Raw genomic sequence first — 21,396 nt, forward strand, 5'->3', positions numbered from 1 at the left:
CCTAGCGGGCCGAGGAAGGGTCGAGGTTGGCCGCCCGCAGGCGCAGGGCATTGCCAATGACGCTCACCGAGGAGAGCGCCATGGCGGCCGCGGCGATGACCGGCGAGAGCAGGATGCCGAGGAACGGGTAGAGGATGCCCGCCGCCACGGGCACGCCCGCGGCGTTGTAGATGAAGGCGAAGAACAGGTTCTGGCGGATGTTGCCCATCACCGCCCGCGACAGCCGCCGTGCCCGCACGATGCCGAGGAGATCGCCCTTCAGCAGGGTCAACCCGGCGCTCTCGATGGCGACGTCCGTCCCGGTGCCCATGGCGATGCCGACATCCGCCGCCGCGAGCGCCGGGGCGTCGTTCACGCCGTCGCCGGCCATCGCGACCACCTGCCCGGCCGCCTTGTGGCGCTCGACCACCGCAGCCTTCTGGTCGGGCAACACCTCCGCCTCGACCTCTTCGATGCCGAGCCGGCGTGCCACCGCCTCGGCGGTGGTGCGGTTGTCACCGGTCAGCATCACCACCCGGATGCCCTCGGCCCGAAGCGCCGCCAGCGCCTCGGCCGTCGTGGCCTTGACCGGGTCGGCGATGGCGATGACGCCGGCCACCCGGCCATCGACGCCGGCGAAGATCGCCGTCGCGCCGTCACGCCGGAGTTCGTCGGCTTCGGTCGCATGGGTCGATACGTCGACCCCTTGCTCCTGCAGGAAGGCGGCGTTGCCCAGCGCCACGCGGCGGCCCTCAACGGTGCCGAGCGCGCCCTTCCCGGTCGGGCTGTCGAAATCCGAGACGGGGGCGGTCGCGATCCCGCGCTTCCCGGCGGCCGCCACGATGGCCAGGGCGAGCGGGTGCTCGCTCGCCCGCTCGACGCTCGCCGCGAGGCGCAGGAGCGTGTCCTCGTCGAACCCGGCCGCCGCCACGACCCGCGTCACGGCCGGCTTGCCTTCGGTCAGGGTGCCGGTCTTGTCGACGACGAGGGTCGTGACCCGCTCCATCCGCTCCAGTGCCTCCGCATTCTTGACGAGCACCCCGGCCCCGGCGCCGCGACCGACGCCGACCATGATCGACATCGGCGTCGCGAGACCGAGCGCGCACGGGCAGGCGATGATCAGCACCGCCACCGCGGCGAGGAGCGCGAAGGTGAAGCGCGGCTCCGGCCCAAACGCCATCCAGGCGGCGAAGGCCAGCACCGCCACGCCGATGACCGCCGGCACGAACCAGCCGGCGACCTGGTCGGCGAGGCGCTGGATCGGCGCCCGCGAACGCTGCGCCTCGGCCACCATTTGGACGATGCGCGCCAGCATAGTGTCGCGCCCGACCCTGGTCGCCTCGACCACGAGCGAGCCGGACTGGTTGAGGCTGCCGCCGATCACCGCGCCGCCGACCTCCTTGGTGACGGGCATCGATTCCCCCGTCACGAGGCTCTCGTCGATGGCGCTGCGGCCCTCCACAACCGCGCCGTCGACCGGGACCTTCTCGCCGGGGCGCACGCGCAGCCGGTCGCCGATGGCGATGGCATCCAGCTGCACCTCCTCGTCCTCGCCGTCGGGCCGGATGCGGCGGGCGGTTTTCGGCGCAAGGTCGAGGAGCGCCCGCAGCGCGCCGCCGGTGCTCTCGCGGGCGCGGAGCTCCAGGACCTGTCCGAGCAGCACGAGCACGGTGATCACCGCCGCCGCCTCGAAGTAGGCCGGCACCGCCCCGCCGTGCCCGCGCAGCGCTTCCGGGAACAGCCCCGGGGCCAGGGTCGCCACCACGCTGTAGAGGTAGGCCGTGCCCGTCCCGAGGGCGACCAGGGTGAACATGTTCAGGTTCCGGGACAGGACGGAGTGCCAGGCCCGAACGAAGAAGGGCCAGCCGGCCCAGAGCACCACCGGGGTGGCGAGCGCGAACTGGATCCAATTCGAGGTCTGCTGCCCGAGCCGTTCGGTCAGGCCGAAGAGGTGCCCGCCCATCTCCAGCACGAACACCGGCAGGGTCAGGACCAGCCCGACCCGGAACCGGCGGGTCATATCGACGAGCTCCTCGCTGGGGCCGTCGTCGGCGCCGACCAGCGCCGGCTCAAGCCCCATGCCGCAGATCGGGCATGCCCCGGGGCCGACCTGCCTGATCTCCGGGTGCATCGGACAGGTGTAGATCGAGCCTTCCGGCACCGGGTCGGACTTGGCTGCGGACTGGCCGGGGTCGAGGTAGCGGACCGGCTCGGCCACGAACTTCGTCCGGCAGCCGTTCGAGCAGAAGTAGTAGGGATGCCCGTCGTGCTCGGCCCGGTGCTTGGCCGCGTGCGGGTCGACCATCATCCCGCAGACCGGGTCCTTCACGCGGTACGCACCCGCGTCATCCGCGGCCATGCCGGCATGGTCGTGCGCATGGGAAGCGACGGAGTGGTCATGCCCGTGTCCTTCGGCGCAGGCGTGGGCCGCCGGGGCGGGATGCGTTTTCGACGAATTGCTCATGACCGGTCCCTCCGCGCGACTTCGATGTCCGCGGCCCGCGAGAGCGGACGCGATTTGGGCCGCGGACAAGTGGTTCTCTCAGGCTTACTGCTTGCCTTCCTTACGGGCGTTCTTGTCGAGCCAGGCGGTGAGCTCCTTGATGCTCTTCTCCTGTTCCTGGATGCTCTTCTCGGCGATCTTCTTAGCCTCGGGATTGTCGCCGTTCCTCAGGCCGACCTGGGCCATGGCGATGGCGCCCATGTGATGCGGGATCATCGCGCAGATCCAGGCGACGTCGGGGTCGCCGGCCATCATGCCTTCCATCATCGGGCCGTTCATCTGCATCATGGCGTGCTGCAGGCCCTTCTGGGTGTCGCTCGCCTGACCGGACATGCCCTGCATCGCCATCGACATGTTGCCCTGCATGTCCTTCATCGAGGACTCCTTGCCGGCCGACGCCGCCTTGCAGGCTGCGGGCAGCTCGAACGACGGGGCCTGCATGGAGCCGTGGTCGTGGGAGCCATGGTCGTTGTCCGCGGCGAGGGCCGCGCCGATGCCGGTCAGCGCCAGGGTCATCGCGAGTGTCAGGGTACGAACGTTCATGATCATCTCCTCCGATTGATCAATCGGGACGGCCGGCTCGGCCGCCCCGTCAGGGTTCAGGCGGTCATTTTCCGGCAGGTCTCGGCACACCGGCGGCACTGCGCGACGCAGTCCTGCATGTCGCCGACCGCCTCACAGCTCCGCGCGCAGGCCTCGCAGACCTCGGCGCAGGCTCGACAGGTGTGCGTGTGCTCGGGCAGGCCGATCAGCATGAAGTGCGCCGAGGTTCGGCATATTTCCGCGCAGGCCATCATCAGGCGAAAATGCTCCGGCTCGACGTGCTTGCCGCCGGCGGGGAGACAGTGGTTAGAGGCCATGCCAAGGCAGCTTTGATAGCAGCGCAGGCATTCGTCGATGCAAGATTGCATTTCGCCAGACATGTTGTGCATCCTTGTCCTCTTTCAGTTGATGTTTGATGCTATAAATTCAGCAAATACATAGAATTAATTCGGGTTTTGCTGTAGTGAGATTAGATCTATAACCATATTCGTCGTATTAAGTTTAATTTATTGTCTATAATATTTCTGTATGTCTGGGCGCGGGCCTGCGATGAGGGCACGCTGCGGCGAGGCCCGTCGAGGCGTTTCAGACCTTGCGCTGAGCGTGGGTGAGCATCCCGCTGAGACAGCGGCAGAGGGCCCCTACGTCAGCGGCGCCGGATCAACGCGAGATGAAAGATGGGCCTCGCCACGGGATAGTCGGCGCACGCCACGACTGCGGTCGCACCTCGGGCGTCGCGCGCCTCGGGCGCGCCTCATCTCACGCGAGGGTTCGTGGGGGCTTGCGCAGCGCCTCGGGAGCGATACCCGCGCGTCCGGCGACATCATCCGGGATTAACACGGCCGCCCGGAACATGGGCATGGCGGGTGATGCGGGTCCGGCAAAAATACCGAATGTACCGCCCACCGTCGTCTCACAGCAGCGTCGCTTGCAGGGGCCGGGGCAACAGCATCGGTCGGCATCGACCGCCCGAACGGATGCGGTCGACTTGCCGGTGGTCACGCGTAGGCGAGGCGCGGTCAACAGCGTCACCGCCAACTCGGCGATGCCCGACGCCTTGTCGAGACCCGGGTTCGCCGCGGGAAGGGACGCCGTGGCGGCCTCCGAGACCATCCGACCGCGGTGGCCGCAGTGGACGTGCCCCTCGTGAGCCTGGACGGCGGACGGCGCGACATGGGCGATGATCGCGAGGATCATCACCGCCATCAGACGCACGATATGCCGGTCGAAGCCCATGCCGGTCGCCAACCTCGGCCCAAACGTAGGGACGGCGTCGTCCCTGGGACGTGAATGCGCGCATTCGGGTTTGGTTGCGGCCCGTCCCCCCGACTCACGCAGTCGGGCTCAGCGGCTCTGCGGGGAAGCCTGCGGCGACTATGGTCTCGGCAATGCGGTCCGCAGGGCCGGTCGCGCCGGACACGGTCACGAGCTTGGCCCCGAGGTCCACCTCGACCCGGGCGCCCGGCTCGATGCCGGCGATGGCCCGGGTCACGGACTTGGCGCAGCCTCCGCAACCCATCCTGTCGACCTTGTAGCGGTACATGACGCTCTCCCTGTGGTGGCGTCCCGCACAGATGGGGCTTCCCATGGTGGGAAGGTCAAGGGTCGCGGAATGCCTCCCGCCAGATGGGAATGGCGTCTATTCGGGCGGGCGCCCAGGTCGGGGCCGACGTGTTAGGACATCGTGCGGATGATCGCGGCGAACTTGCCGACGGTCATTTGCGTGCGGTCGCCCTCGGTCACGTCCCGGAGAGGATGAGGGTTATCCGACCAAGCTTCCGGGCTTGCGCCGCGTTCGAGGGCGGCGAACCGTTCGGCCTTCACCTCGGCGACGTGGCAGTCGCGTTGGATCGTCCGCCTGGCGTGACTGAACACCCATGGGCGTCTCCGGCTGCGTATCGCAGGCAGCGAGCAGGGCACCCAGCGGTATGTCGCTGGCGGCGGCCGGTGCCATCGTGTGCGGGCGTTCAAGGGTCAGCATCGGCATGCTCCTCGGGTTGTTTCTCGGGACTGGTCTCAGCGCTTCACAAAGCCCATGTCGGCGGCCACCGCGCTCAGCCGCTCCGGCGCGCGCTCCTTCCGCTCGCTGTAGCGGTCCACCAGGTAGTCGGCCCGCTCGCGGGTCAGGAGCGTGAACTTCACCAGCTCCTCGCACACGTCCACGACCCGCTCGTAGAGCGGCCCCGGCTCCATCCGGCCGGCGTCGTCAAACTCCTTGTAGGCCATCGGCACGGACGACTGGTTCGGGATGGTGATCATCCGCATCCAGCGGCCGAGCACGCGCAAGGCGTTCACGGCGTTGAAGCTCTGCGAGCCGCCGGAGACCTGCATCACGGCGAGGGTGCGCCCCTGGGTCGGCCGCACGCTGCCCTCGCTCAAGGGCAGCCAGTCGATCTGACTTTTCATCACGCCGGACAGGGTGCCGTGCCGCTCCGGTGCGACCCACACCTGGCCCTCGGACCAGATCGCGAGAAATTGCGCAGCTCCTGCACCTTTGTGTGGTCGGCGGTCGCATCGTCCGGCAGAGGCAGGCCGTACGCGCGGAAGATCCGCACCTCGCCGCCCATGGCTCCGAGCAGCCGGGCGGCCTCGTAGGCGAGGCAGGGGATGAACGAGCGCTCCCGGAGCGAGCCGTAGAGGATCAGGAAGCGGAGCGCATGGGTGAACGGCGCCGCCGCGTCTAGGCTGTCGCGGGTCGGCACCTCAAAACGCGCTTGGCTGAGGTTCGGCAGGCCATCGTTGAAGGGCTGGCTGAGCTTGTCCAAGGATCGTCTTCGGGACCGTCAGCATGGCGGTCGTGAGAGGATAGGTGACCTGATCCTCGACCACCTGCGGGGCCTGGCGAGAACAATTTCCTGACCGCCGGCCTTTCCGGCTCGCCAAGAGACCGTTCGGATGCCGGCGCAGCGTGAATTCCGGCACCGTCCGGAGCGCGCGTCGGGGCCGCCGTCGGTCGGCGAGACCGCGCGGAGCGACGATGGACCCAGTTCCGGTCTGTCGTGATCCCGGACGTCCGCCCGCGCGATTCCTTGGGACATGACCTTCCATCCGCGGCGGTCGCGGTGCAGGCTGGGGGAATGGTCTCGGGAGAAACGCCTGGACGAGGTCGACGAGCGACGGCTCGCCGCCATCCTGGTCGCCGATGTCGTCGGCTATAGCCGCCTCATGGGCGCCGACGAAGCGGGCACGCTGCGCCGGCTCAGGGGCCTGCGCCGGGAACTGCTCGATCCGCGCATCGAGGCGGCCCGGGGCCGCGTCGTGAAGTCGACCGGCGACGGCCTGATCGCCGAGTTCCCCAGCCCGGTCCGAGCCGTGTTCTGTGCCGTCGCAATCCAGCGGGCGATGCTGACGCGTGAAGCCGGCGTGTCCGACGACCACGCGTTCAGGCTGCGCATCGGCATCAACGTCGGCGACGTCGTCGCCGAGCCGGAATGCGACCTCTATGGCGACGGCGTCAACGTGGCGGCTCGGCTCGAACCCTTCGCGGAGCCGGGCGGGATCTGCATCTCGCACACGGTCCACGATCAGGTACGGGACAAGCTCGGCTACCCCTTCGAGGATCGGGGCGAGCAGGCGTTGAAGAACATCGCCCGGCCGGTCGGCATGTTCGCGCTACCCGCCGCGGCCATACTGGCGATGCCGGCCGAGGATGACGGCGAGATCGAAGCTGCGGTCCGGGTCCGGCCCGCGGCGCGCCGGTTGTCGGGACGTCCCGCGCTCGCCGGCGGGCTGGTCATCCTCGCCGCCCTCGGCGGCCTCGGGCTTTGGTCCTGGATGACACCGCGCGAGACGGGACAGGTCCCGCCGACGGCCCTTGCCGACGGTCGTGTCGGCGCGGACTGGATGCCGGCCGCGGAAATCCGCCAAAGGCTTTTGGACACGGGCTACACGTCGGTCACGGAGCTCAAACCCGATGACGGGCTGTGGGACGGCAAGGGGATCAAAAACGGCATGGAGGTGAGGTTCCACGTCGATCCGCGGATGGGGGCGATGCTGTCTGAGCGGACGGACGACTGAGACGCTCCGGTCCGGCCGGGGCGTCGCTCCGGTTCCAGGGATGGCCCTCAACTACCCGTGGCCGGCGAGAGCGGCGCCCCGTAGCGGAACGTCGAGGTGCCCCCGGACCACTCGGTGAATGCACCCTCCCCATGGTCGGCCCACGCCGTCGTCACGGTGCCATGCAGGATGCCCGCGCCGGTGCAGTCGACGCTCACCGGCACGGGCGCATGCTTGAGATCCAACGTGAAGCTGCCGCTGCAGGCGACGTACCCCGTCGCGTCGCGCGCGAAGAAGCTGACCCGCAAGAGGCGAACCGACGCGTGGCCGGTCAGGACGCTGCCGTCGATGCGTTCGATCCGGAAAGGCAGGGAGTCGAAGCCGAGCGTGCTGCCGCCATCGTCCGAGCCAAGCTGGATACCCGGTAGCGTTCCTCCCCCACATCCCGATAGGAACGGCAGCAGGATGCCTGCGCAGCCGAGAAGCGCGCGCCGCCTCATCGAAACCTCGTTCGCCATACCGCTCTCCACGTACGCTCGGCGCAGGGGGCCTCGCATCGCCCGCGTTGCCTGACGGGCCCGGATTACGGCGTCGCTCAGCGCCGACGCCTTCCGCATCTCTCGGCGGTCACCGTACGTCCTCAAGCGGCTAGAGGGTCAAGAGACTGCGCCGCCCGCCCGCGGCGCCGTAACACATAGCGGATGCCGTCATGCGTTACACGTCCCCCCCGGAGTCGTTTGACTGACACGCCGCGACCGGAGCCGACGCCGTCCGGGCCATCCCTTTCCCCGCAGGGAACAAACCCGGTCCGGGGCGCATGGATCCCGAACTTGGCCGGCAACCTGACGGGGGCTTCCATGCGCGCCCGTACCCGTAACGAGAGGCCCCGCAGGCCAGCGAAACCGGCCCCCGGGACGCATCCCGCCCCGAAACCCGCCGCGGCCCCGCGGGCCAGGGCGGAGAAGCCCGAGGTCCGGATCTTCGTCTCGTACTCGCACCGCGACACCGAGGCCCGGAGGAGGCTCGGCATCCACCTCGCGCCCCTGGAACGAGACAACGTGAGGACCTGGTTCGATGGCGACATGGACGCCGGTGACAAGCTCGATACTGGAATCGCCCGGGCTCTGCACGACGCCCACGTGTTCGTCGGCCTGCTCAGTCCCGACTACCTGGCCAGCAACTATTGCTGGAAGATCGAGTACCGCCGCGCCATGAACCGCCGCGCCCGCGGCACCATGCGCGTGGTCGCCGTGGTCGTGCGCCCCTGCGACTGGACGTCGACCCCGGCCGCCGGCTTCAAGCTCCTGCCCGAAGACGGGCGCGACGTGACCCGGTGGCGCAGCGCCGACGGGGCCTACCTCAACGTCGCCCAGGGCATACGACGCGTCGTCGCGGCGGTTCGCCGGGACATGGCTGCAGCCCCGGTCCGCCCCGTGTGGACGAAACGCGCCGCCTCGAAGGCCAAACCGGATGCTCCGACCAAGGCAGCATCCGCCGTCAAGACGGAAGCTCCGCGGCCCGTCACCTGAAGCCCGCCCGGGGCGGCGCGAAAAAAAAAACCCGTGCGCAAGCCGGACAACGCCTGACGCGCGCAAGGCAAGTCCGACCCGGCGCACCCGAGGACGGTTCCGGGCCGATCAGGCCCAGCTCAGCCGAACAGTCGTTCTGTCCACCTCGGCCTTCAGACCGGTGAGTTCCCGAAGCGCCTGAGCCAGCCCTTCGAGGGCTGCGTGGCCCGAGCCGTGCAGCGTCAGTTCCAACGCGCCTTCCCGGCATCCGGCAACCCCGACGGCCTCGTCGACGAGCCGACCGAGATGCGTCTCGGCGAAGTCGGCCCCCGCCTCCCGGCCGTACAGCCTCGCGTCGCGGGCCAAGTCGTCGAAGCGCGAGCTCCGCCGCCTCTGCATGAAGCGGTTTCCCAGCGCCTCCACGTGCGAGCCCCGGACCTTGAACTCGATTTCCGCAGGCGTCACGTCATCGCCTCCTGTCCGGGCGAGCGGGCAACGGCGCGGCGCGTCACCCGTTCCGCACCGCCCCGGACCTCGCGCTCTCGCCGTCCCAGGGCTCCTCCCCGGGGCACGGCGGCGAAGCGTTCGTCCGGGAGTTCCGCGAACGGCCTGCGCTCGTCGATCCGCCCGCGCAGCTTGAACCGGAGACGCCGGGCGTGATCCGCTGGAACCCTTCCTACGCCGCGATCCATTCGGGGTCCATCCGCTCCAGGATGTCCTCCGCCGTCAGCCGCCCCTCCTTCGAGAGCAGGACATGGAACTCGCGCACGAACCGGCGCCAGAACCGGCGCTTGCCCATCTCCCGGACCTCGTCCGCGAGCGTTGGCGCCGCCGGCTCGCCGGGCACCGGTTCGGGCTGCGGCTCCGCCAGGCCGAACCGGCCGTCGATCTCGGCCAGCCCCTCGCCAGCCTTCGCCATCCGGAGCAGGTGGTATCGCAGCTATCCCGGCGTCAGCGGCAGGCCCACGCTTTCCCCCTGGCGCCGCAGCTCGGCTGGCGGCGCCCGGTAGATTGCGTGGGCCGGCATGGGCCCGCGCTCGCCCATCGCCGCCTCGACCGCGTCGCGCACCTGCGCCCAGAACGCGTCCGCCTCCCGGGCGAACTTTCTCCCCTTGAGCGCGTCGACGAAGCCGCGAGCGGCGGCCGCCTGCTGCGCGGCGGGCGCGGCGATCGCTGGTGGAGCGGCTCCGTCCCGGCCGGTCGCGACGTCGGCGGCGCGCAGCCGGGCCAGCCCCGGGTCGACGAAAGGCGGGACCCCACGCATGACGGATCGACCTAAGCGACCCTGGCCGGCGGCCGTCTCGGGGTCGCCGCGATGCTCGGCGTGCGCAGGCTCGAACGGCGGGCGCCGGGACTTGTCGGGCTGTGCCCTTCACGACCATCGACATCCTCTTGGACGGTCGCGTCCTCGGCATCGCCTTCGCGGCAACAATCGCCGAAGGGCGGGCCAGACAGTCACGGGGCGAAATGCCGACATCACGAAAGTAATAGGAGACCTGCCACCATGACGAATTCTCAAGGCCTCGCTCGATATCCCGTGGCGTAACATGACACTCCCCAGCCGGTGCCGCCTCGGCCGGATGCGCATCCCACGAGGGTAAGGCTGAGGGGCATGTCCTGGGTCGCATGGTCCGAAGGGTCCCGGTGTAGCGGCCGAGATGCTCAGGATCCTCGGCCGGGCGGCCGATGCCCCGAACGCGCGAAATTCGACTTGTGCAGGGGACCTCCACTCACGCATAAGGGCGGCATGAAGGTAGGGCGGTGGCACTGGGGCGTCGGCGCGCCGCGTGGCTGGTGGACAACCGCCGCGCGCCTGCTCGCGTTCGTTCTGGCGCTGACGCTCGCGGCACCCGATCTTGGCCTCGCCGCTGACATGACCGGCGCCCAGGTTCGGCATGCGTCGATTTCGGACGCTCCGGCCCTGACCATCGGCGCAGAGCATCCCGTCTCGGGATCCGTTGAACTCGGCCTCGCCTGCCATGTGCATTGTGGCTGCCATCCGGCCATACGGACCGAGGGCGGCGCCGTCATGACATGTTCCGACACCGGGCCCCGCGTCGCGTCCGTGGTCGGTGGGCCGCTGGCGCCCGTATGGCCCGATCGCCTGTCGAGGCCACCTCGCGTGTGAGGTGAGCGCGCCCCGAGCGGCGTGCGCGCCCAGCCGAACGCTGGGCACCCGGAAACCCCACACGTGAAATCTCGGAGCCGACGCTCGCCCGCAATCCGGGCGACGCGCGGCGTCCCGGTCGAGTCCGGCTTCATGCGCATTCTCCTGTCCGCGGCCCTCCTGGTCGCCGGCATCGCCATCGGCGGTGCCGTTCCCGGCGTGTCCTCACGCATCCACGAAACCCTTGACGCCCTCGGCGCCCGGAACATCCCGTTCCTGCAAGCAGCCCCTGGGATGGCCTCAGCGCCGGCGAGCAACGAGAAGCCTTGCGAGGACGCCGAAGCCCATGGGTCGGAGCCGGCACCGCTGGAGCCGAACGGCGCCGGCGAGGCGCATGCCCCGGAAGGCATCGTCAGGATGCGGCCCGAGCAGGTCGCCGCGCAGGACATCAAGGTCCGGAAGGTCGAGGGCGGCACGCTCGCCAGGCACCTCCTGGTGCCCGGCACCATCACGCCCAACACCGACCGGGTCGCCCGCGTCCCGGCCAGGGTCGTCGGCACGGTGGCCGAGTTGCGCAAGCGCCTCGGCGACGACGTCCAGAAGGACGAGGTCGTCGCCGTGCTCGACAGCCGCGAGGTCGCCGACGCCAAGAGCGAGTACCTGACCGCCCTGGTCCAGGCCGAACTTCAAAAGATCAACTACGAGCGCCAGCAAAAGCTGCTCGCGTCTCAGGCCGCGTCTGAGGCCGCGTTCCAGAACGCCCGTGCGACGTTCCTGGAGAACCAGCTGCGCGTCGACCTTGCCCGCCAGAAGCTGTCCGCGCTGGGGCTCAACGCCGCCGAGGTCGCGGCTGCCCAGAAGCGGGACGAGGCCACACCGAACCGGTCGAGCCTGCGCCTGTTCGAGTTGCGCTCGCCCCTCTCCGGACGCATCGTCGAGCGCAAAGTGGACGTGGGCACCAAGGTCGGCGGCGAGGGTGATCCCGCCGACCTCTACACGGTGGCCGACCTCTCGTCCGTGTGGATCGAACTCTCCGTATCCACCCTGGATCTAGCCAATGTTCGGGATGGCGCACGTGTCGCGGTCTCCCTGGGTCAAGCGGGCGGCGACCGCCACGGGGAGGGCAAGGTCGTCTTCGTCAGCCCGCTCCTCAACCAGGAGACGCGCTCGGCCCGGGTGATCGTCGCCCTGCCGAATCCGGACCTCGCGTGGCGGCCCGGCACCTTCGTCACCGCCGAGGTGGAGATCGCCCGGGACGCGGTCGCCGTGCGCATCCCCAAGGCCGCCCTGCAGACCGTCGAGGGCAAGCGCGTGGTCTTCGTGCGCACCGAGGCAGGCTTCGAGAAGCGCGAGGTCGAGCTCGGGCACTCCGACGACGAGGCCTTCGAGGTCACGGAGGGTCTGAAGGCCGGCGAGGAGATCGCGGTCGGCAACTCCTTCCTGCTGAAAGCCGAGCTCGGCAAGGCCGAAGCCGGCGACAACGACTGAGGGGCACGCCGACCATGATCAGCCGCATCCTCGACGTCTCGATCCGCCAGCGCTGGCTGGTGCTGCTCCTGTCACTGCTCGCCGCCGGCTTCGGCGGCTATGCGCTGACGAGGCTGCCCATCGACGCGGTGCCCGACATCACCAACAACCAGGTGCAGATCAACACGGTCGCGCCCGCGCTCTCGCCCTTCGACATCGAGCGGCAGGTCACCTACCCGGTCGAGACCGCGCTCGCCGGGATCAAGGGCCTCGAATACACCCGCTCGCTCTCGCGCAACGGCTTCTCGCAGGTCACCGCGGTCTTCAGCGACAACGTCGACCTATACTTCGCCCGCCAGCAGGTGGTGGAGCGCCTGAGCGAGGCTCGCGAGGCGCTGCCCTCCGAGGTCGAACCGCACATGGGCCCCATCACCACGGGCCTGGGTGAGATCTACATGTGGACGGTCCGGTACGCCGCGCCCGCGGAACGCAAGATCGCGGCTCCCGGCAAGCCGGGCTGGCAGCCCGACGGCGGCTACCTGACCCCCGAGGGCCAGCGGCTGACAAACGACCTCGAACGGGCCGCCTACCTGAGGACGATCCAGGACTGGGTCATCCGGCCCCAGGTAAGGACCGTGGCGGGCGTGGCCGGGGTCGACGGCATCGGGGGCTTCGAGAAGCAGTACCACATCCAGCCGGACCCGACGAAGCTAACCTCGCTCGACCTCTCCTTCTCGGACGTCGCCCGGGCGCTCCAGGCCAACAACGCCAACCAGGGCGCCCGCTACCTGGAGGACAACGGCGAGGGCTACGTCGTCAGGTCCTCGGGTCGCCTGGAGAGCATGGACGAGATCGGCGACGTCGTCGTCACGACCCGCGGCGGCGTACCCGTTCGGATCAAGGATATCGCCGAGGTGCGCATCGGCCGCGATCTGCGCACCGGCTCGGGCAGCCAGAACGGGCAGGAGGCGGTCGTCGGCACCGCCCTGATGCTGATCGGCGAGAACAGCCGCACGGTTGCGGCCGCCGTCGACGCCCGCATGGCGCAGATCCGGCGCGCCCTGCCGCCGGGCGTCGAGGTCCAGACGGTCCTCGACCGGACGCAGCTCGTCGAGGCCACGATCCGCACGGTGGGCAGGAACCTCGCGGAGGGGGCCGCCCTCGTCATCGTCATCCTGTTCCTGCTGCTCGGCAACATCCGGGCGGCGCTGATCGCCGCGCTGGTGATCCCGGTCGCCATGCTGATGACCGTGACCGGCATGGTCGAGGGGAAGATCTCGGCCAACCTGATGAGCCTCGGGGCGCTCGATTTCGGCCTGATCGTCGACGGGGCGGTGATCATCACCGAGAACGCGCTCCGCCACCTCGCCGAGCGGCAGCACGCCCTCGGGCGCGCGCTCGACCTGGAGGAGCGCCTGGAGACGGTGCGGGCGTCGGCCGAGGAGATGATCAAGCCGTCCCTGTACGGGCAGGCGATCATCATCCTGGTCTACGTCCCGCTCCTCACCTTCACGGGGGTCGAGGGCAAGATGTTCCAGCCGATGGCGCTGACCGTCATCCTCGCGCTGGCCTCGGCCTTCGTGCTGTCGCTGACCTTCGTGCCGGCCCTGATCGCCATCATGATCACCGGTCGCGTCACGGAGAAGGACAACCTCATCATCCGGGCTCTGAAGGCGGCGTATCGGCCGGTCCTCGCAGTAGCGGTCCGGGCGCCGTTCGCCTTCATCGGCGCCGCCCTGCTGCTGCTGGCGGGGGCCGGTCTGCTCGCCGCAAGGCTCGGGACCGAGTTCATCCCGACCCTTGACGAGAAGAGCATCGCGATGAACGCGCTGCGCATCCCCTCGACCTCGCTAAGCCAGTCGCAGGCAATGCAGATCAGGATCGAGCAGGCCGTCTCGAAGTTCCCGCAGGTCGCCTACGTGTTCTCGAAGACCGGCACCGCCGAGGTCGCCACCGACCCGATGCCGCAGAACTCCTCCGACACGTTCGTGATGCTCAAGCCGCAGGCGGAATGGCCGGATCCGGAGCTGCTTAAGTCCGAGTTGCAGGAACAGATCGAGAAGGCCGTGGGTGAGCTCGCCGGCAATACCTACGAGTTCTCCCAGCCGATCCAGCTGCGGTTCAACGAGCTGCTCGCCGGGACCCGCGGCGACCTCGCCGTGAAGGTGTTCGGCGACGAGTTCGGGGCGATGAAGCAGGCCGCCAACCGAATTGCCGAGATCCTGCGGGGCACGCGCGGCGCGGAGGACGTCAAGGTCGAGCAGACCGCCGGACTTCCGATCCTTGAGATCAAGATCGACAAGGCCGAGGCCGCGCGCCTGGGGCTCAGCACCGGGGCGATCCAGGAGGTCATCGGGGCCGCCATCGGCGGCAAGGATGCAGGCGTCGTCTTCGAGGGCGACCGGCGCTTCCCCATCGTGGTGCGTCTGACCGACAAGGTCCGCGAGGACCGGGAGGCCCTGGAGAACATCCCGGTGCCGCTGCCCCCGGGACCGAACGGGCGCGCCGCCTCCGTGCTCCTGAAGCAGGTGGCGAGCTTCACCGTGACCGAGGGACCGAACCAGGTCAGCCGCGAGAACGGCCGGCGGCGCGTCGTCGTCACCGCCAACGTGCGCGGCCGCGACATCGGCTCGCTGGTGGCCGAGGCCCAGGCCAGGGTGGCCAGCCAGGTACAACTGCCGCCAGGCTACTACCTGACCTGGGGAGGGCAGTTCGAAAACCTGGCCTCGGCCCGCCAGCGCCTGACCGTGGTGGTGCCGGTGTGCTTCTTCCTGATCTTCCTGCTGCTCTACTCGGCCCTGGGGAGCGCTCGGGACGCGCTCCTCGTGTTCAGCGCCGTGCCGCTGGCGCTCACCGGCGGCATCGCGGCCCTGTGGCTGCGGGGCATGCCGCTGTCGGTGCCGGCCGCGGTCGGGTTCATCGCGCTGTCGGGGGTGGCGGTGCTGAACGGCCTGGTGATGCTGACCTTCATCAAGCAGCTGGTCGCTCAGGGCCGGCCCCTGCGGGCGGCGATCCTGGAGGGGGCCCTGACCCGGCTGCGGCCGGTGGCCATGACGGCACTCGTCGCCTCGCTGGGCTTCGTCCCGATGGCGCTCGCGACCGAGACAGGTGCCGAGGTGCAGCGACCGCTCGCCACCGTGGTGATCGGCGGCCTGATCAGCGCGACCCTCCTGACGCTCGTGGTCCTTCCGGCCCTCTATGCCCGCTTCGGCAAGGCCGCGACGCCGAAGGCCAGCGAGCGGACGACGGAGACGGTGCCGCGGCACCTCAAGGCGGCGGAGTAGCGCCGATGCGCGCCCTCGCGATCACGGCCGCCATGGCCTTCCTGTCCACCTTCGCCACCACTCCCGCATCGCCCGCGGTGGGGGTCGAGGGCGGCGACGCACCCTTCGGGTTGCCCGGGGGACCGGTCGACGCGGTGCCGCGTTTGCTCAAGGTCGACCGCGAGGCCAACCTAACCGCCCTCCACTATCCGCATGGCTGGCCGCCGGCCCTCGGGGCGGGCACCGCGGAGGTGGTCCTCGTGGTCTGCCGGGACGAAGGGCTGCAACAGGTGGTCTGGGTCGGCCTGCCGATGTCGGGCGAGGCCCTGGCGAGGACGCGGCGCGCCATCCACGACGAGGGCGTGCGCCGCCATGGCGAACCCGCACCGGGGCCCGTGGCCGATTCCGAGCTCTGGCCGGGCGGCCGGGCGCTCCTGGCCAGCCGCGAGGTCACGGATGGGCGGCGCGAACGCGTCATGACCGCATTCGGCCCCGGCTACCCAGCCTGCTCGGCGGCCCATCGCGACGCGACCGGACACCCGGCCGGCGTGCACGTCGCCGACCTGATCGGTGTCGACGCCCCATGATGAGGACCCCCGGTACACATCCCGGCCGGTACGGCATGCGCGGGCGCGGATCGCTCGAAGGCGGAAGCCCGTTCGGTGGCGCCCGGGCGACGAGCAAGGCCGGCGTCGGCCTTGCGGCGTTCCGGTACGGCACGGCGGGGCGAAGCGACGAGGCCGGGATGAAGCCCCCTGCCGAGAGGAGCCGCGTGCAGGGTCGGACGGCCAGGGCCGGCGTGCTCGATGGCGGGGAATGCCTCGCGCGCCGGACGCCTGCACCGGGCGGGCGGTCGGCACCGGCCGCCCTGGCCAGCCCCACGGCGGCCGGAACGCCTCGGTCCTTGGCCGCGTCCCTGATCGGGCTTCGGCGGTCTCGGGACCGGGGCACCGACGGAGCCTGGCGCCGTGCGTTGGCGTGCCTGCTCGCCTTCGCCCTGATCATAGCCCTCGTGGACCCGGCCCCGGCATCGCCCCGGGTCGGACCGGACCACGGGAATGGGCTCGGCACGTCATCCCTGTTCGAGCCGGATGCGACCGTGTCGGCCGCGGACGAGCGCTCGGACCGAGGGCCCCCCGGATCGGCCCGGTGCAACGGTTGCTGCCCCTGCCATGCGGCCATTCGGCCCGACGGCGGCCTCGCGGGGCCCGCGCGCGTCGCGCGGGCCCTGGAATTCCCGATTTCCGGCGTCGGCTTCCGGTCCCGGAAGGCCGCCCCGCCCCACGAGCCGCCACGCGCCTGACCGCTCGGCCGCCGCGAGCCGCGGCGGCGACCCGGGTCCAAGAGCCCCGTCCCGTGACCCGGATGTGAGTGCGCTCGCCTCGCGTGAGCGCGCGGCCCGTCGCCGTGACGGAGCCGCTGGTCGGAACCGCCTACGAGATCGGGTGGAGCGATGCGCGTTCCCAGTCCCCCCTTGACCAACCCCGCACGGCCGACCGTCGACCCGGGAGCAGACGGCGTCCCGCCAGCCCGATCACGACCGTCGAACGTCCCGGGCCCCTCGGTGCGAGGGAGCCCACTGCCGTCGGACACCCCGAAAGCGGACTGCCCGCCCCGAGCGGGGCTCGGGCCATGTCGGCTCGGTCGGCGCACCCTCGCGGCGCTCGCGGCCCTCGCGGCGAGCGCGGTCGGCAGTCCGCGGGCCGAGACGCTGGAGGGCTCGCTGGCGCGCGCCTACCGCGCGAACCCGGAGCTGAACGCGACGCGGGCGGCCTTGCGGGCGACGGACGAGGAGGTCGCGCTGGCGCGGGCCGGCTACCGCCCGACCGTCGCCGCGGACGCGGACGCCGGGGTACGGACCGTGCGGGGGGCCGCAGGCGGCGAGCGCCTGGCGCGAACCTCGTTCCCGCGCGGTGCGGGGCTGAGCGTCGAACAGACCCTGTTCAACGGCTTCCAGACGGACAACGACACCCGTCGCGCGGAATCGAACGTGCTCGGCCAGCGCGAGGCCTTGCGCTCCGCCGAGAACACGCTCCTGTTCGACGCCGCGCAGGCCTACATGGACGTCCTGCGCGACGCCGCGACCGTGGAGCTCAACCGCAACAACATCGCGGTCCTGGAAGAGCAGCGCCGCCAGACGAGCCTGCGCTTCCGGCTCGGCGAGTTGACCCGGACGGATGCCGCGCAGGCCGACGCCCGCCTGGCCGGAGCCCGCTCGCAGCTGAGCGCGGCGGAGGCGCAGCTCCGCGCCCGCACCGGCGTCTTCCGCCAGGTCATCGGCATGGACCCGCGCCGGCTCGCCCCCGGGCGCCCGCTCGACCGCCTGGTCCCGCCACGTCTCGACCTCGCGCTCGGCTTGGGGCTGGCCGAACATCCACGGATCCTCTCCGCGCTCCACGCGGTCGATGCCGCGGAGGCGCAGGCGAAGGTCCTCGAAGGGAGGGTCTACCCACGGGTCGGCGCCTCGGGCGTCGTCCAGAGGCGCCGCGACGAGGAGGAGCCGGGGGACGATGTGCTTGCGGCCGGGCTCGTCGGACAGGTGACGGTTCCCGTCTACGAGGGCGGGCAGGTCTACGCGCAGGTCCGACAGGCCAAGGAGCAGGTCGGGCAGGCCCGCATCGAGGCGGAGCAGGTGCGCGACGCCGTCCGCGCCGGCATCGTCGCCGCCTGGGCGCAGCTTGAGGCCGCGAAGGCGCAGGTCGCCGCCTCGCAGGCCCAGGTCCAGGCCAACGAGGTGGCGCTGGCCGGCGTCCGGGAGGAGGCGCGCGCCGGCCAGCGCACCACCCTCGACGTCCTGAACGCGCAGCAGGAATTGCTCAACGCCCGGGTGGGCTTGGTCGTGGCGCAGCGCGACCGCGTCGTGTTCTCCTACGGCGTGGTCCAAGCGCTCGGCCGCCTCACCGCGCGCCTCGCCGAGCTGCCCGTGCCCCCCTACGGCGCCAAGGCCCACTTCGACCAGGTCGAGGATCTCTGGGCGGGCCTGCGCACCCCCGACGGCCGCTGACGCCCCGCCCGCGAGACGCAGCCCGGGGCCGCCTTCCCGCGGGATCGCCCGCGGCCCGGCCACCCTGCGCCACCCCAACTCCCAAGCCCGCCGCTGCGGAACGGCGCGGGAAGCCCCGAAGCCCTCACGAGAGAGGGCCGGACACCATGTCGGAGCCCTTCTTGGTCACGCCCTCCCTGATCCATGCCCTGGCCCACCGGATGGCCTGGGTCGACTACCCCGACAGCCACTGGTGGGTCGACCTCCTGGCCCTGCTCGCCTTCGTGGTCGCACCGGCCTGGATGGGATGGCTGGCGATCCGGCTCGGCCTGCGATGGCTGGGACCGGGAAGACGTCGACGGCTCCACCCGGTCGCCGTTCCGTCGCGCGAGCCCCGGGCCGGATCGGTGCCGCCGAGGCCGGGGGGCGCCCGCGACGGCAGCTATGGCTGGTGCCTGGAGCGTTTCGTCGTCCGTGCGACGCTGCGCTTCCAGCTGCGTCTCGTGCTGCTCTCGCTGCTGACGCTGCCCGCGGCGTGGCTCCTCCTCGAAATCCCCAAGCACATCATCAATCGCGCCATCACCGACGCCGACGGGGACGGGCATCCGGAGATGGTCGTCCTCGGCTTCACCCTGAGCCAGGTGGAGCTGCTGTTCGCCCTGTGCGGGAGCTACCTGGCCGTGCTCACGCTCGGCGGGCTCGCCAAGTATGCGGTCAACCGCTCGCGCGGGCGCGTCAACGAGCGTCTCGTGCGCCGCCTGCGCCTCGCCATCCTCCGTCGCGCGCGCGACGAGCCCTCGCCCGACCGACGGGCGGCGCTGGCGGCCGCGGCCATGCAGGAAGTCGAGCCGATCGGCTATTTCGGCGGGAGCCTCGTCGTCGTGCCGCTCGTGCAGGGCGGCACGCTCGCGACCAGCATCGCCTTCCTGCTCCTCCAGAACGCCGCCCTCGCGCTGGCGGCGCTGATGATGCTGCCGGTCCAGCTCACGCTGCTGCCGCCCCTGCAGCGGCGCCTGAACGCGAAGGTGCGCGAACGGGTCCACGCGACGCGGGCCCTGGGAGGCCTCCTGACCGCGGCGCCGTCCGGTCGGGAGGCCGCGCCGCCTCGCGACCGGCCCGCACGGACGCCGGCCCGGTCGCGGCAGATGCGCCTGGCCGAGGACCTTGAGCGCGTGCGCGTCGAGATCAACGACCTCAAGGGCCGTCTCAAAGGCCTGTACAACTACACCTCCAACCTGACGCCGTTCTTCTTCTTCGCGATCGGCGGCTACCTGGTCGTGCAGGAGCGCCTCTCGCTCGGCGCGCTCGTCGCCGCGCTGGCGGCCTACAGGGAGATCGCGCCGGCCATGCGCGAGGTGTTCGATTTCGTCCAGAGCTGGTCCGACGCGAACGCCCGGTTCGAGGAGGTCACGACGGCGATCCGCCCCGCTCCGCCCGGCCCTGCGCCCCGGTAGGCCCGAGCGGCCGAGCGCTCAACCCGGTCGCTCCGGCCGACCCGGCGCGCCCGCCGCGGACGGCAGGAAGGCGACGCGCAGGAGGTCGACGAGGTGGCGGCGGTTCACGAGGAACAGGATCGCGGCGAGCCCGAGATAGACCCAGGCGAGCACGGACAGGGTCGCCACCGTGCGCGCCGCGTCGTCCCGGTAGGCGAAGGCCAGCCCCAGCTGCAGGCCGAAGAGGCTCGCCAGGGCGAATGCCGAGACGAGGCCGAGGCGTAGCCGCAGCAGCAGGCCCAACGCGAACAGCGATTGCGCGGCGGTCAGGAAGAACTCCTCCTCCTGGCGGGCGTCGAGCGGCAGGTTCGCCAGCGAGCCCGCGCCGACGCTCATCGCGAGCGGCAGCATGCCGACCAGCAGCGTCCACTGGCTGATCTTGTCGCTGACCAGGGCGCCGAGCCCGTTGGCGGCCCGGCCCGCCAGAACGAACAGGACCGCGACGGTCATGGCCGGGGCTTCGCTCGCCAGCGGCGCGAGCCACTGGATGAGCAGGAACTCGTCGAGGCCGAGGACCCGGCCGGCGCCGACCAACGCCTCGGCGAACGGCTCGGCCGAGATCAGGATGACCCCGCAGGCGGCCAACGTCAGGGCCGCCGTCGCGGCCCACCGTCCTGCCACGGGCAACGCGTTCAGGGCGGCGGCAGGGCCGGGCTCCTCGTCCTCACCCTCGGCCTCGGGCGCGCCGCGGGTGCGCCAGACGTAGGCGCCGAAGAACGCCGCCAGGACCATGAAATCGAGCGGCCCGATGCCGTCCTTGAGCACGATGACGAAGGCGTACAGGCTTGCCAGAAGCAAAAAGGCGACCTCGACCGCGTTGGATCGGGTCAATTCCACCGCGCGGCCGCCGCCTCGCGCCCAATGTATGGCGACCAGGAGCGGCCAGGCCAAGCCGACGAGCAGCCGGTTGGCCCCCGTCATGTTGGCGGCGGCGTAGTGCACGTACTGCGACCCCGGCCCCGCCTTGCCGGCCTGGTAGGCGTAGTAGAGGTCGACCGCATATTCGGGCAGCACGGTCACGAGGGCGACGACCGCGATGATCAGCCCCTGCGAGACGTGCCGCTCGGCGGCTTCCGCCCCCCAGGACAGCAGGAAGCCGGCCGCGAGGATGGCGGCCCCGAAGGCCGCCGTCTCGCCGATGGGCCCGACCTGCAGGCCGGTCAGCCGCAGGGTCAGGGCCGGCGTCGCCGCCGCGACCGCGAGGGCGACGAGCATCAGGAAGCGTCCCATTCCGTCCCTCCTCGTCACACGCCCGGGCCGTGGCCGCCGGGCGCGGGCGGTCCTCGTCGGCGGGCGCCGCCGGCGGGCGGACCCATGGCCGCGACAGGGTGACCGAACCGCGCCGGGCACCCCGCCCGATGTCTCCGGCGACCGCGCCCGATCCCGCCGCCATCACCCCGGCGGCGCTCGCCCGAAGCGCGTGGCCGGCCGGTCGGAGGGCGCTCGGCCCGGCCCCTCCGGAAGGACAGGTGCGGCCGCGCCGAACGGCTGGCGTGAGCCGAGGACGCACCCGTCCGCAGGGCGGCGCCGGCGGTCGCGGGCGAGGCGGCGACC

General features: G+C 71.0%; 21 protein-coding genes and 2 pseudogenes. 10 read left to right on the forward strand and 13 right to left on the reverse strand.

Features of this window, described 5'->3' with window-relative positions:
* Nucleotide 1: 1 nt before the first annotated feature.
* The 7 genes and pseudogenes from PQI07_RS01885 to arsH all read right to left on the reverse strand — a co-directional run bounded on the left by PQI07_RS01885 (nt 2) and on the right by arsH (nt 5,790).
* Nucleotides 2-2,443, reverse strand: a complete 2,442-nt coding sequence (locus tag PQI07_RS01885) for a heavy metal translocating P-type ATPase (protein WP_274925941.1) — start codon at nt 2,441-2,443, stop codon at nt 2-4.
* 84 nt (nt 2,444-2,527) lie between these two features.
* On the reverse strand, nt 2,528-3,025 hold the full coding sequence (locus tag PQI07_RS01890; RefSeq protein ID WP_274925942.1) for a DUF305 domain-containing protein: 498 nt from the start codon (nt 3,023-3,025) through the stop codon (nt 2,528-2,530).
* 56 nt (nt 3,026-3,081) lie between these two features.
* Nucleotides 3,082-3,414 carry a four-helix bundle copper-binding protein gene (locus tag PQI07_RS01895; protein ID WP_274925943.1) on the reverse strand — a complete coding sequence of 111 codons (333 nt, stop codon included), beginning with the start codon at nt 3,412-3,414 and terminating at the stop codon, nt 3,082-3,084.
* Nucleotides 3,415-3,784: 370 nt separating this feature from the next.
* Entirely contained in the window at nt 3,785-4,261 is a 477-nt protein-coding gene (locus PQI07_RS01900) for a hypothetical protein (protein ID WP_274925944.1), read from the reverse strand.
* Between the two features lie 94 nt (nt 4,262-4,355).
* Entirely contained in the window at nt 4,356-4,568 is a 213-nt protein-coding gene (locus tag PQI07_RS01905) for a heavy-metal-associated domain-containing protein (protein ID WP_274925945.1), read from the reverse strand.
* Nucleotides 4,569-4,699: 131 nt separating this feature from the next.
* Nucleotides 4,700-4,900 (reverse strand): hypothetical protein, encoded by a 201-nt coding sequence (locus tag PQI07_RS01910; protein WP_274925946.1) that lies wholly within the window; start codon nt 4,898-4,900, stop codon nt 4,700-4,702.
* A gap of 141 nt (nt 4,901-5,041) precedes the next feature.
* Nucleotides 5,042-5,790, reverse strand: a pseudogene (gene arsH, locus PQI07_RS01915) (arsenical resistance protein ArsH).
* A gap of 331 nt (nt 5,791-6,121) precedes the next feature.
* On the opposite strand from arsH, the pseudogene PQI07_RS01920 reads away from it, so the two are divergent.
* A pseudogene (locus tag PQI07_RS01920) lies at nt 6,122-6,838 on the forward strand (adenylate/guanylate cyclase domain-containing protein); the annotation flags it as partial.
* Nucleotides 6,839-6,868: 30 nt separating this feature from the next.
* Entirely contained in the window at nt 6,869-7,042 is a 174-nt protein-coding gene (locus tag PQI07_RS01925) for a PepSY domain-containing protein (RefSeq protein WP_274927668.1), read from the forward strand.
* A 47-nt stretch (nt 7,043-7,089) separates the two neighbouring features.
* On the opposite strand, the gene PQI07_RS01930 is transcribed toward PQI07_RS01925, so the two are convergent.
* Nucleotides 7,090-7,539 carry a hypothetical protein gene (locus PQI07_RS01930; RefSeq protein ID WP_274925947.1) on the reverse strand — a complete coding sequence of 150 codons (450 nt, stop codon included), beginning with the start codon at nt 7,537-7,539 and terminating at the stop codon, nt 7,090-7,092.
* Nucleotides 7,540-7,878: 339 nt separating this feature from the next.
* Between PQI07_RS01930 and PQI07_RS01935 the strand changes: the two genes are divergently transcribed.
* The gene (locus PQI07_RS01935; RefSeq protein ID WP_274925948.1) at nt 7,879-8,550 is read left to right on the forward strand and encodes a toll/interleukin-1 receptor domain-containing protein; all 672 of its coding nucleotides are present in this window, start codon (nt 7,879-7,881) and stop codon (nt 8,548-8,550) included.
* A gap of 108 nt (nt 8,551-8,658) precedes the next feature.
* Here PQI07_RS01935 and PQI07_RS01940 read toward each other — a convergent pair whose 3' ends face one another.
* From PQI07_RS01940 to PQI07_RS01955, 4 genes are read right to left on the reverse strand one after another with little or no spacing between them, the layout of a single operon-like run.
* Complete coding sequence (locus PQI07_RS01940; protein ID WP_274925949.1) at nt 8,659-8,994, reverse strand: hypothetical protein; 336 nt, start codon at nt 8,992-8,994, stop codon at nt 8,659-8,661.
* Entirely contained in the window at nt 8,991-9,221 is a 231-nt protein-coding gene (locus PQI07_RS01945; protein WP_274925950.1) for a hypothetical protein, read from the reverse strand. The genes PQI07_RS01940 and PQI07_RS01945 overlap by 4 nt, the downstream gene beginning before the upstream one ends.
* Nucleotides 9,206-9,448: a hypothetical protein gene (locus PQI07_RS01950; RefSeq protein ID WP_274925951.1), complete on the reverse strand. Its 243-nt coding sequence runs from the start codon at nt 9,446-9,448 to the stop codon at nt 9,206-9,208. Before PQI07_RS01950 ends, PQI07_RS01945 begins: the two co-directional genes overlap by 16 nt.
* A gap of 21 nt (nt 9,449-9,469) precedes the next feature.
* On the reverse strand, nt 9,470-9,793 hold the full coding sequence (locus tag PQI07_RS01955; RefSeq protein WP_274925952.1) for a hypothetical protein: 324 nt from the start codon (nt 9,791-9,793) through the stop codon (nt 9,470-9,472).
* Nucleotides 9,794-10,276: 483 nt separating this feature from the next.
* On the opposite strand from PQI07_RS01955, the gene PQI07_RS01960 reads away from it, so the two are divergent.
* From PQI07_RS01960 to PQI07_RS01990, 7 genes are all read left to right on the forward strand, one after another.
* On the forward strand, nt 10,277-10,657 hold the full coding sequence (locus PQI07_RS01960; RefSeq protein WP_274925953.1) for a hypothetical protein: 381 nt from the start codon (nt 10,277-10,279) through the stop codon (nt 10,655-10,657).
* A 132-nt stretch (nt 10,658-10,789) separates the two neighbouring features.
* Complete coding sequence (locus PQI07_RS01965) at nt 10,790-12,124, forward strand: efflux RND transporter periplasmic adaptor subunit (RefSeq protein WP_274925954.1); 1,335 nt, start codon at nt 10,790-10,792, stop codon at nt 12,122-12,124.
* A 14-nt stretch (nt 12,125-12,138) separates the two neighbouring features.
* Nucleotides 12,139-15,387 (forward strand): efflux RND transporter permease subunit, encoded by a 3,249-nt coding sequence (locus PQI07_RS01970; RefSeq protein WP_274925955.1) that lies wholly within the window; start codon nt 12,139-12,141, stop codon nt 15,385-15,387.
* Between the two features lie 5 nt (nt 15,388-15,392).
* A complete protein-coding gene (locus tag PQI07_RS01975) occupies nt 15,393-15,953 on the forward strand; it encodes a threonyl-trna synthetase (RefSeq protein WP_274925956.1) in 561 nt (186 codons plus the stop codon).
* The gene (locus PQI07_RS01980) at nt 15,950-16,669 is read left to right on the forward strand and encodes a hypothetical protein (protein WP_274925957.1); all 720 of its coding nucleotides are present in this window, start codon (nt 15,950-15,952) and stop codon (nt 16,667-16,669) included. Before PQI07_RS01975 ends, PQI07_RS01980 begins: the two co-directional genes overlap by 4 nt.
* Before the next feature lie 150 nt (nt 16,670-16,819).
* On the forward strand, nt 16,820-18,370 hold the full coding sequence (locus PQI07_RS01985) for a TolC family outer membrane protein (RefSeq protein ID WP_274925958.1): 1,551 nt from the start codon (nt 16,820-16,822) through the stop codon (nt 18,368-18,370).
* 146 nt (nt 18,371-18,516) lie between these two features.
* Complete coding sequence (locus PQI07_RS01990; RefSeq protein ID WP_274925959.1) at nt 18,517-19,803, forward strand: multidrug ABC transporter ATPase; 1,287 nt, start codon at nt 18,517-18,519, stop codon at nt 19,801-19,803.
* An 18-nt stretch (nt 19,804-19,821) separates the two neighbouring features.
* On the opposite strand, the gene PQI07_RS01995 is transcribed toward PQI07_RS01990, so the two are convergent.
* Nucleotides 19,822-21,072, reverse strand: coding sequence for a calcium:cation antiporter family protein (locus tag PQI07_RS01995; protein WP_274925960.1), 1,251 nt, complete (start codon nt 21,070-21,072; stop codon nt 19,822-19,824).
* Between the last annotated feature and the right edge of the window lie 324 nt (nt 21,073-21,396).

This window comes from Methylobacterium sp. 092160098-2 (assembly GCF_028920805.1).
Lineage (GTDB): Bacteria > Pseudomonadota > Alphaproteobacteria > Rhizobiales > Beijerinckiaceae > Methylobacterium > Methylobacterium fujisawaense.

Coding starts and splice junctions, on each gene's coding strand:
- PQI07_RS01885 (WP_274925941.1), bottom strand. CDS start 2,443: ATGAGCAATTCGTCGAAAACGCATCCCGCCCCGGCGGCCCACGCCTGC.
- PQI07_RS01890 (WP_274925942.1), bottom strand. CDS start 3,025: ATGAACGTTCGTACCCTGACACTCGCGATGACCCTGGCGCTGACCGGC.
- PQI07_RS01895 (WP_274925943.1), bottom strand. CDS start 3,414: ATGCACAACATGTCTGGCGAAATGCAATCTTGCATCGACGAATGCCTG.
- PQI07_RS01900 (WP_274925944.1), bottom strand. CDS start 4,261: ATGGGCTTCGACCGGCATATCGTGCGTCTGATGGCGGTGATGATCCTC.
- PQI07_RS01905 (WP_274925945.1), bottom strand. CDS start 4,568: ATGTACCGCTACAAGGTCGACAGGATGGGTTGCGGAGGCTGCGCCAAG.
- PQI07_RS01925 (WP_274927668.1), top strand. CDS start 6,869: ATGCCGGCCGCGGAAATCCGCCAAAGGCTTTTGGACACGGGCTACACG.
- PQI07_RS01930 (WP_274925947.1), bottom strand. CDS start 7,539: ATGGCGAACGAGGTTTCGATGAGGCGGCGCGCGCTTCTCGGCTGCGCA.
- PQI07_RS01935 (WP_274925948.1), top strand. CDS start 7,879: ATGCGCGCCCGTACCCGTAACGAGAGGCCCCGCAGGCCAGCGAAACCG.
- PQI07_RS01945 (WP_274925950.1), bottom strand. CDS start 9,221: ATGGATCGCGGCGTAGGAAGGGTTCCAGCGGATCACGCCCGGCGTCTC.
- PQI07_RS01950 (WP_274925951.1), bottom strand. CDS start 9,448: ATGGCGAAGGCTGGCGAGGGGCTGGCCGAGATCGACGGCCGGTTCGGC.
- PQI07_RS01955 (WP_274925952.1), bottom strand. CDS start 9,793: ATGCGTGGGGTCCCGCCTTTCGTCGACCCGGGGCTGGCCCGGCTGCGC.
- PQI07_RS01960 (WP_274925953.1), top strand. CDS start 10,277: ATGAAGGTAGGGCGGTGGCACTGGGGCGTCGGCGCGCCGCGTGGCTGG.
- PQI07_RS01965 (WP_274925954.1), top strand. CDS start 10,790: ATGCGCATTCTCCTGTCCGCGGCCCTCCTGGTCGCCGGCATCGCCATC.
- PQI07_RS01970 (WP_274925955.1), top strand. CDS start 12,139: ATGATCAGCCGCATCCTCGACGTCTCGATCCGCCAGCGCTGGCTGGTG.
- PQI07_RS01975 (WP_274925956.1), top strand. CDS start 15,393: ATGCGCGCCCTCGCGATCACGGCCGCCATGGCCTTCCTGTCCACCTTC.
- PQI07_RS01980 (WP_274925957.1), top strand. CDS start 15,950: ATGATGAGGACCCCCGGTACACATCCCGGCCGGTACGGCATGCGCGGG.
- PQI07_RS01985 (WP_274925958.1), top strand. CDS start 16,820: ATGCGCGTTCCCAGTCCCCCCTTGACCAACCCCGCACGGCCGACCGTC.
- PQI07_RS01990 (WP_274925959.1), top strand. CDS start 18,517: ATGTCGGAGCCCTTCTTGGTCACGCCCTCCCTGATCCATGCCCTGGCC.
- PQI07_RS01995 (WP_274925960.1), bottom strand. CDS start 21,072: ATGGGACGCTTCCTGATGCTCGTCGCCCTCGCGGTCGCGGCGGCGACG.